Raw genomic sequence first — 4,458 nt, 5'->3', positions numbered from 1 at the left:
TCCCAACAGAGGCCGTGTAGCTCGTCGTGGCGCTGGCAAAGCTTGGCGAAAGCGTGCCGGACGACAGCGTGAGACTGGCGAGGTTGGCATTGGTAGATGCGGTAGCTGAACTGCAGGTGGCCGTCATGGTGACAGACGCGCCGGACGTCTCATTCGTATTTCTTGTGACTTCCAGGTCCAAATAGAACCCTTCCCCCCCACTCGCAACAGTGTAGGTTCCTGAGCGGGAAAAGGATCCCGTCGTCGTATCAGCATCGACATATGGATCAGTGGTATCGGTGAATATTCGAAAAAGCGCTGAAGTAGTACCGCCCGGATCTTGTGTACCTGTCGATTGCCACGTCACCTTTTCTCCGGCACTCAGAGAATATGACCATGAGCTTGTAGTGTTCGTTGCTGCGCCAGGAATATTTGCCACAGTGAGCGAGCGCCCACTTCCAAAATCGGTATTGAGCTTCTGACACTCCGTTGAAAGCGCCGCTTCGGCAGACGTCGTGGTCAGCAATGCCCCGGTCGAAACAAGGAAAACAAGTATCAACTGTCGGAAAGCGTATAGAAGTTGGACAAGCATAGCTGGAAGACAAATGAACGCAGCGCCAGCTTCTGGCCGAACCCTTACGCCAACCTTCGCTTGCGCTCTACTATCAATTCCATTGATCGCGGCTTTATGCCTGCGCGTTCTACCCTGCATGCCTGTTCCCTCTGGCCGGGACGTTGTCACGTCGCACCAATGTCTCGCCAGAGAACGTCTCAGATGGGCAGTACAGATGTTCGCGCAACTTGTGCTGCGCGAACATCTTCAGCAGGAAGCAGGGGGATGGCGCTTCCACTAAATTAGCAACGTCTTCCACTAAAACGTGCCCTGGCATGATTCTTCTTGCCATGGTTATGGTGTATTAACAATGCACCCACAACCCTAAATCACTCAATTTTTAGGAGAAACTATGGTCTCTCCGGCCAGATGCCATTCACCATGATGCAATAGTTCATGGCAAGCGAAGGCGATTGGTTGCTGAAGGGAATTGCATTGCCCGTATTGCCGATGACAACCGATCCCCCGGTGATACCGGATTGATAGGTGAAGCTCGTCGCGCCCGTACCCGGAGTTCCGGTCAGCTGCACCTGCAACCCGCTGAGCGGTATGTCGGTCGCCGTGCTGGTTGAAGGAACATAGATGTTGGCCGCCCCTCCGCCTGTGCCGCCCTTGCCGAGATAGGAATTGGCATTCAACGGAGCGCCACCGACCTCATCTTTTGCATTCAGCGTGGCTGTCACACCCAGAGTGCCGGGCGTCGGGGGAATGTTGACAGTTTGCTGCCCTCCCCCGGTCCCGGTGAATACCGCCTGATGATTGTGCGGAGGAAGATTTGCAACTGAGAGGGTTGTGGTTGGCACTCCGGACGGGCTGGCAAAGACCTGCTGCGGCAGACCAACGCCCGTGCCGGAATTGACGATCGCTCGTCCACGCAGATCTGGAAGCGCGAAGGTATTGGTCGCTTGGTTGCCGCCGTACTGGAAACCGATCAAGGCGAAGAGCGCCTGGTTGCCGTTTACCTGCACGGTTCGCCCATCGGCAGGAAGCCAGTTGACCGGGCAATAACTGAAGCTGAACGCACAGACGGTACCGATAAAGCTATCCGGCCCGCATGCGTGCGCCGGTGTAGGCAACCCGGTTACAAATAAACCGCCTGAAACAGCAACCGCGGCTGCAAGGCTGGATCTGGTGGCGGAATTGAAAAAGGCAGATTTCATCCAAATGTCCTCCGGTACCGTGCAAAACACGATGCACTCTATGATAATATTTTACTAAAACACGCTACTATAGGTAGATGAATCCTTGGTAAATATCGGAGGGTTTTCGTTGGAATCGGCACTCGAAGACATACCTGATAGGTCTTCTGCGGAGGGAACCCGGCGAATTGCCAGCATCTTCATCCAGCAAAGTGATGTCAGGTCACGAATAGTTTCGGGTTCGTCGACACCCGATCACGCGGCACCAATTAGCGCAGACAGGATGATGCAGACGCCGATGATCACACGCCGCTCCGGCACTTCATTGAAAGCAAAATAGCCGACGGCTGTCACGAAGATGATAGAGAGGTAGCCGATGGGCGCGAGGATACTGGCATCTGCACTGCGATAAGCCTCCAGGAAGCAGTATTGGCCAAGCTGCGCCAGAAAGCCAATGCCAAGAAGCGGAACCCAATCGGCGGTGGCCATTGGTTTCCAGGTCAGCGCGCTGGGTATGGCGGTGATAACCGCAAGTTCAACCGTATAGAACACCATCACCATCACGGAACTGGCGGATTCGCTGGTGCGGCTCGAAGGTCTCTCCTTCCGTGAAGCACATGAGATTGCCGCCGCGACAGCCAGGAGCGTGGTCGCGTCCAAGAGCGATCTGCCAAACCATGGTTTCCAAGCCTGCCTGGACGCATTCCGCCATTCGACCAGTCGCAATCCGCAACTGGATGAGCCAACCTTCCGGGAACTTGTCACGCTAGAGCGTCAAACCTGCCGCACTGTTTGAGATGAGTGCCGCCAACAATCCCTTCCTGGTGTTTTCGTTGTGCTCGACGATCGCTTGGCGCGCCCTCTCTGCGTCTCTTGCACGAAGATGCAGAAGGATACGATGATGATCGTCATTTGTCTCTGGATTGATGTCGCGAACGCGTGTGCCCATGTAGAACAACCGTGCGCATTCCTCGAGATGGCTCATCACCAGAGTGTGGAGCCGCTGGTTGCGTGAGCCTTGCGCGATCAAGGAATGAAACTGTTCGTTACGCGAGACGAAGGTGCGCGTGCTCATTTCCTCGCCCATCACGTAGCTCGCATCTGCCAGGTCATCGAGCCGGTCCATTTCCTCAATTGTCAGATGCTGGGCAGCAAGTGCAGCCGCCGCGCCCTCAAGCACGCCACGCACACAGAAGAGATCATTCATGTCTTTGATCGTAACGGGTGTAACCCGGTAGCCTCGCCGGGGATAGGCTTCCATGAACCCCTCGACGCAGAGCCTTGCCAAGGCCTCTCGGACCGGGGTCTTGCTCATTTGCAACTGTTCGGCAAGTTCCGGCTCTGATACCTCGGCGCCGGGCGGAAGCATACCGGTGATAACCCGTTCGCGCAGAATAGCGTAGGCCTGTTCAGTCAAGGATTTTGTCCGCTTCTCGGCCGTAACCTTGGCGATATCAATATCAGTCACGTATCCCTTCCTCCAACGACGCGCCGCGCGCTGCCATTCCATCTCGGCCAATCTGTAGCACGTCGAAGCTTTCAGCACGTCCGCTATCCGATCGGATAGCACATAACGTACGATGTACTACGTGCTATATCCAGCGGAGGAAGCAGGCGGCGGCGGCGAAACAGAGTTTTAGCAGCGCCTTTGAGCGCAAATGGCATAAATGCACCAGCCGCGTTCCGACTTGAGTGGAATCGAGAACGTAAATCACGTCCCAACGTCTTCAATGACTGCGACCAGTGACCCGTTATGTGCTTCGATACCAGATTTACAGATTGCGGGGCTCATTCCAATGCCGCAGTCCTTGTTGTGAACATGGGTTCGAAGAACTGGGACACGAGTTCGGGCGGTATCTCCACAGGGTTGAGTATGCGCGCTGAACGAGAGCCCGGAGCCGTCTGCCATCAATCAGTCGGACAGGACTTGGGCTTCGTCGGACACGGTTACGCCGAGTAACGATGAGGAGGAGACCGGTTGCCGGAGAGCTGGCTCGGGAAATCTGCACAGCTAGGATAAGTGGAATTTCTACCTGACTTCGGCTTAGATGCCGGGAACAGGAGATATTATGACGAGACGACCGCGCTAGGCGCCACAGCCCGGCTTTCAAGGCAAAGGTGGCGCTCGCTGCGATCAGAGGCGAGCAGGCGCTGGTGGAATTGTCCCAGCAGTTCGATGTGCATGCCAACCAGATCAAACAATGGAAAGACCAGCTCCCTGAGGGAGCGACGGGTGTGTTCGGCGATGAAACGAAACCGGAGCCGCCGGGTCCGACCATCGATGTCAAAACGCTGCACGCGAAAATCGGCGAACTGACACTGGAGAACGATGCTCCGCTTAGGGCTTACGCGGCCCCACTGGGGCCACGGTCCCTGCTTCGATATCCGGTGCGCTCGGCAAGGCGGGATTGCTGGAGGACAAGAAATGATCGACCGAGAGCACAAGCTATCCCTGGTGCGCCAGGCGAAGCTTCTCGGCTTCAGCCGTGGAAGCGTCTATTATCTGCCTCTCCAGTGTCCGACGGCGATCTTGCCCTGATGCGCCGGATCGACGAACTGCATCTCGACTACCCGTTCGCGGGAAGTCGGATGTTGCAAGGGCTTTTGAGAGGAGAAGGTCTGGAGACCGGGCGGCTACACGTCGCCACGCTGATGAAGAAGAAGCGCAGCGGGCCGGCCAAAACGTTCGTCATAAGCCCAAGTCTTTATGCAAATACCATTCAGGCG

At 56.1% G+C, this 4,458-nt stretch carries 3 protein-coding genes and 3 pseudogenes; 2 read left to right on the top strand and 4 right to left on the bottom strand.

The window, feature by feature from the left end; translation table 11 throughout:
- The 3 genes and pseudogenes from E8M78_RS08715 to E8M78_RS08705 form a co-directional block, all read right to left on the bottom strand.
- Positions 1-346: hypothetical protein (locus E8M78_RS08715; RefSeq protein WP_205910230.1), on the bottom strand; the 346-nt coding region annotated here is incomplete at its 3' end.
- A 596-nt stretch (positions 347-942) separates the two neighbouring features.
- On the bottom strand, positions 943-1,752 hold the full coding sequence (locus E8M78_RS08710) for a tail fiber protein (RefSeq protein WP_137134701.1): 810 nt from the start codon (positions 1,750-1,752) through the stop codon (positions 943-945).
- A gap of 234 nt (positions 1,753-1,986) precedes the next feature.
- Positions 1,987-2,292, bottom strand: a pseudogene (locus E8M78_RS08705) (EamA family transporter); the annotation flags it as partial.
- Between E8M78_RS08705 and E8M78_RS08700 the strand changes: the two are divergent.
- Positions 2,285-2,497, top strand: a pseudogene (locus tag E8M78_RS08700) (argininosuccinate lyase); the annotation flags it as partial. The pseudogenes E8M78_RS08705 and E8M78_RS08700 sit on opposite strands and share 8 nt — an antisense overlap.
- Here E8M78_RS08700 and E8M78_RS08695 read toward each other — a convergent pair.
- Positions 2,498-3,199 carry a GntR family transcriptional regulator gene (locus E8M78_RS08695; RefSeq protein ID WP_246658274.1) on the bottom strand — a complete coding sequence of 234 codons (702 nt, stop codon included), beginning with the start codon at positions 3,197-3,199 and terminating at the stop codon, positions 2,498-2,500.
- Positions 3,200-3,849: 650 nt separating this feature from the next.
- Between E8M78_RS08695 and E8M78_RS08690 the strand changes: the two are divergent.
- Positions 3,850-4,392 (top strand): annotated as a pseudogene (locus tag E8M78_RS08690) (IS3 family transposase); the annotation flags it as partial.
- Between the last annotated feature and the right edge of the window lie 66 nt (positions 4,393-4,458).

This window comes from Rhizobium sp. FKY42 (assembly GCF_005222835.1).
Taxonomy (GTDB): domain Bacteria; phylum Pseudomonadota; class Alphaproteobacteria; order Rhizobiales; family Rhizobiaceae; genus Neorhizobium.
This window is presented reverse-complemented; position numbering and strand designations above follow the sequence as displayed.